5 protein-coding genes are annotated in these 4,498 nt (G+C 65.0%); 3 read left to right on the forward strand and 2 right to left on the reverse strand.

The features are described 5' to 3' along the window. Positions 1–170: 170 nt before the first annotated feature. Entirely contained in the window at positions 171–1,118 is a 948-nt protein-coding gene (locus VN419_RS07410) for an ACP S-malonyltransferase (protein WP_325646042.1), read from the forward strand. Positions 1,119–1,284: 166 nt separating this feature from the next. Further along, complete coding sequence (locus VN419_RS07415; protein WP_325646044.1) at positions 1,285–2,151, forward strand: isocitrate lyase/PEP mutase family protein; 867 nt, start codon at positions 1,285–1,287, stop codon at positions 2,149–2,151. A 74-nt stretch (positions 2,152–2,225) separates the two neighbouring features. Here the strand turns inward: VN419_RS07415 and VN419_RS07420 are convergent, their stop codons facing one another. Beyond that, complete coding sequence (locus VN419_RS07420; protein ID WP_325646046.1) at positions 2,226–3,131, reverse strand: penicillin-binding transpeptidase domain-containing protein; 906 nt, start codon at positions 3,129–3,131, stop codon at positions 2,226–2,228. A 157-nt stretch (positions 3,132–3,288) separates the two neighbouring features. Between VN419_RS07420 and VN419_RS07425 the strand changes: the two genes are divergently transcribed. Continuing rightward, positions 3,289–3,561, forward strand: coding sequence for a hypothetical protein (locus tag VN419_RS07425; RefSeq protein WP_325646048.1), 273 nt, complete (start codon positions 3,289–3,291; stop codon positions 3,559–3,561). A 231-nt stretch (positions 3,562–3,792) separates the two neighbouring features. On the opposite strand, the gene VN419_RS07430 is transcribed toward VN419_RS07425, so the two are convergent. Continuing rightward, positions 3,793–4,173, reverse strand: a complete 381-nt coding sequence (locus tag VN419_RS07430; RefSeq protein ID WP_325646050.1) for a hypothetical protein — start codon at positions 4,171–4,173, stop codon at positions 3,793–3,795. Between the last annotated feature and the right edge of the window lie 325 nt (positions 4,174–4,498).

Consider the following 4,498-nt stretch of genomic DNA (forward strand, 5'->3'; position numbering starts at 1 on the left):
GTGCGCCCCGTGGCCGGGCACGAGACGCGCCTCAAACAGGCCTCGCGCCTGGGCTATGGCCCCTTGCTGCATTCCGGCACCTGCAAAACCCTGGACGACCTGCGCCGCGCCCTGTTCGGCAAGGCCCAGAACTGAGCCGTCCAGATTCATCCCACATCCACAAGGAGACGATGATGCTGCCCACCGCCTTCCTCTTTCCCGGCCAGGGCTCGCAAGAGCTGAACATGGGCCGCGACGTGGCCGAGGCCCAGGCTTCGGCCATGGACCTCTGGATTCTGGCCGAGAAGCACTCCGGCCTCAAGCTGCGCGAAATTTACTGGGGAGCCGAGGGCGCCGCCCCGGCCCCGGAGATGAGCGACACCCGCGCCCTGCAGCCCGCCCTCACAGTGGTCAACGTGAGCCTGTGGCTGGCCCTGAAGGACAAGCCCGCGGCGCAGAACCCCGTGGCTGCGGCCGGGCACAGCCTGGGCGAGTTCGCCGCCCTCACCGCCGCCGGCGTGCTTGGCGTGGAGGACGCGGTGAAGGCCGTGTGCGAACGTGGCAAGCTCATGGCGAATGCGGGCAAGGAAGGCCACGGCATGGCCGCCGTGCTCAAACTGCCCCTGGAAGCAGTGGAGCAGGCCGTGGACAAGGCCGCCAAGCAGAGCGGAGCCTTCCTGCGCATCGCCAACCACAATTCGCCCGCGCAGTTCGTGATAAGCGGCGAAAAGCCCGCCCTGGAACTGGCCGCAACGCTGGTGAAGGAAGCCAAGGGCCGCGCCGTACCCCTGGCCGTTTCCGGCGCGTTCCACAGCCCGCTCATGAGCGAGCCGGCCAACGCCTTCGCCAAGGTGCTGGAGGATCTGCGCTGGCAGCGCGCCGCGTTCCCGGTGTGCATGAACGTCACCGGCCAGCCCGAAAGCGACCCCGGCATCCTGAAGACCCTGCTGGCCGCGCAGATGACCTCCTCCGTCCTGTGGACCACCACCATGCAGAGCCTGTACGCCATGGGCGCGCGGCGCTTCGTCGAGGTGGGCCCCAAGGGTGTGCTGGCCAAGCTGGTGGGCCAGAACCTTGAGGGCAAGGACGACGCCATCGCCCAGGGCGCGGGCAACATGGACGCCCTCATGGCCCTGTAGCCCCCGCATCACATCATGCCTTCGCGGCCCGGCTGTCCTTTGGGATGGCCGGGCCGTTTCGCGTTCATTCGCCCCCAGGCCCATATTGATGAGGCGCGCGCCCCGGAGTACAGATCGTCTATGCGGCGCAACCGCCCGTCCCCACCCCGACACCAACGGAGCCCCCATGAAGATGACCACCCGCTTCCGCAGTCTGGTGAACGCCCCGGAGCTGCTCATGCTCCCCGTGGCCCACGACGGCCTCTCGGCCCTGGCCATCCAGCAGGCGGGCTTCTCCGCCATGGCCATGGCGGGCTACGGCACCTCGGGCAGCGTGCTCGGCCTGCCGGACATCGGGCTCATCAGCTCCACCGAGATGCTGACGCACTACGCCAACCTCATCGACCGCGTGGACATCCCGGTGCTGGTGGACATCGACACCGGCTTCGGCGACGTGAACAACGTCATGCGCACGGTGCGCCTGGTGGAGCGCATGGGCGCGGCCGCCCTGTTCATAGAGGATCAGACCTACCCCAAACGCTGCGGCCACATGGCGGGCAAGAGCGTGGTCAACGTGGACGAGTACCTGCCCAAACTGAAGGCCGCCCTGGCCGCCCGCAGCGACCCGGACTTCGTCATCATGGCCCGCACCGACGCCGCCGCCGTCCATGGCCTGGACGAGGCCATCCGCCGGGCGCGGCTGTATGCCGAGGCCGGGGCGGACATGGTCTTCGTGGAGGCCGTGACCACGCGCGAGGACATGGCCAGGGTCAACGCGGCCGTGCCCGCGCCCAGCATGGCCAACATGATCGAGGGCGGCAAAAGCCCCTTCCTGAGCGCCGCCGAGTTGCAGGACCTTGGCTACGCGGCGGCGGCCTATCCGTGCGCCTCGGTGTTCACGGCCGCGCGCGCCCTGCAGACCTGGGCCAACACCCTGAAGGCCAAGGGCAGCACCGAGGGCTTTGCCACCCCGCAGAACATGATGAATTTTGAAGAGTATTACCGCTTCATCGGGGCCGAGGCCATCCGCGAGCGCGAGAAGCAGTTCCGCTAGACCGGAACCACACGCACAGCGGCCCGGCGCTCCCGCTTCCTGTGGGGGCGGCCGGGCCGTTTCGCGTTCAGGTCTTATTTCGCGGGAAGAATGCCCACTTCCGCCAGCATGGCCCGCGCCAGCTCCAGGCGCAGGGGCATCAGGTCACGCCAGGTGCGCGCGTCGCCGGGCCTGGGGCTCAGGTTCAGGGCAAAGGCATAGGTCTCGCCGCCGCGTTCCACGTAGCCCACCAGCCAGCCCACGGGCGTCCGGTCACTTGTGTCGCCCGGCACACCGCCGTGCACGGCCATGCCGCTCTTGGCGTATAGCTTCCATTGGCCGCGCGCGCGCTTTTTCTGGCCGGGCTCCTGGCCGGACCCTTGATCCGTTCCCTGGTCCAGCAGCATGATCTGCCGCAGCAGGCCCAGGCTGCGCGGGGAAAACGGCACGTCGCCGCGCGCCAGCCGGTCCAGGTAGCGCACCTGCTCGTCCGCGCTGATGCGCAAGCCCCCGTCGAGCCAGAACTGGTCGGAGCCGCCTGCGTCGGCGTTGCCGTAGGACAGGGTCCGCATGGCCGCGCCCAGGCGCTCGCGCCCGTTCAGGCGGCCCAGCTCCACAAAGTACCACACGCAGGACACACGGAAGGCCTGTTCCAGCGTCAGGTCGCTGTCCCAGCCGGGAAAGTCGCGGTGCACGCCGTCCCAGCGCAGCAAAAAGGCCGTGTCCGGGGCCACGCCCGATTCCAGGGCCACCAGCGCATTGACGACCTTGAAGGTGGACGCGGGGCGCAGGCGCAAGGACGCGCGCTGCGGATTCACGCGCACCATCCCCTGCGGCGTTTGCGCCACGAAGCAGCCGTCCAGGCCGCGCTCGTCGAAGAGCCGGGCCAGCCGGGCAAGGTCGGGTCGCACGGAATCCGCCGCGAGGCACAGGGCAGGCAGCAGCAAAAGGGCCAAAAACGGCAGGCCCAGAAACGAAAGGAGGCTACGCAGCTGTTTCATGGGGCGGGTATAAAAGCCCGGACCTGGCCGCGCAAGGGGGGCACGTGCTCACCGGCCTTTACAAAAGGCTGTTGACACATACCAGAAGTATGTTGACAACTCCGGGCATCAATTCTACCTGCGAGCAGTATCCATGCTTCCCCCCAGGAGAATGTCGATGAAAATCTACGCGCTTTTCGACGACCAAGGGCTCCCGAAAGGCTTCTACACACCAGTTATCCACGTAAAAATCCCACACAACGCCGTGCTCATCACCACACAGGATTGGCATGAATTCATTCGCCACCAAGGCTTTCGACGTTGGGATGGGGAAAAACCTGTTGAATATATCCCGCCACAAACAACCGCAAAGCAACACTCGCGCTCCCTGTGGCGGATTCTGCATCCCATTGCAATACTGCGTAATAAGCTGATCCACTTGCCGAGATGAACACGTTCTCCACCACAACACATTACCGTATTCATCCGAAATAAATAATTAATGCGCAAAAGCGCTCGCGGCGTCAGTGTCTTCCACACACCGCGGGGGCCGGGTGCGCCCAAGCCAAGGCCTTTTGGCGCGGCGTACGCCCCCCGCAGGCCGGGCTGAGGCGCACGATTCGGGCGGGCGGATGTCAAACCGGAAATAAACGCACGACAAGCGTGAAAACGGACGCGCTCCTCAATACTTGCGGTCCGGGCGCGGGAAGATCTTGGCCTCGGCCCGCACGGTGTGCCTGTCCAGGTGGTTGATGCGGTTCACGGCGTCGATGGCCTGGCGGCGCAGGATGGGCAGCAGGTCCGAATGCTCCAGGAATCCGGCGTAATCCGGGTTCGCGGTGATGCCCGGCCCAAGGAGAAAGCCATCCTCCACCTTGGGGTCCACGCGCACGTCGCCTTCGTCGAGCACCACTTCCGCGCCCGTGGCGCGGCTCAGAATCTCGCGCAGGAACTCGGCAAAGGCGTTCTGCACGTCCAGAATGCTCTCGGCGCTGTTCACGCGCTGGCGCAGGGCGCGCGACAAATCGTTCTCATGCTTGGTCAGGGATGACGTAGCGTTCATGGGGCCTCCGGGGAGTGTTGCAGGGACCTTCCTCATGTTCCCATATTCCCCCCGGCGGAGGCGAATGTAAAGGGGAGGGAGAGGGACTAAGCGCCGCGAACTCCTATGGACATTGCAAACATTAAATTTGCCTTCAATACACCCTAGACATCAAGATGCCGGGAGTTGATTTATGATATTGATGACTTGTGGCACGCTCTCAGAAACTACTTCCTCTTTATAATATAGCCAACCACTGGCCTTAGGCCGCTCATTCTTGACTATCCAAAATGCAGGCTTAACTGTTGCAACAACCTCATAGTAATACAATCCTCCACTTTTAGCT

The organism is Humidesulfovibrio sp., assembly GCF_035560995.1.
Classification (GTDB): Bacteria; Desulfobacterota; Desulfovibrionia; order Desulfovibrionales; family Desulfovibrionaceae; genus Humidesulfovibrio.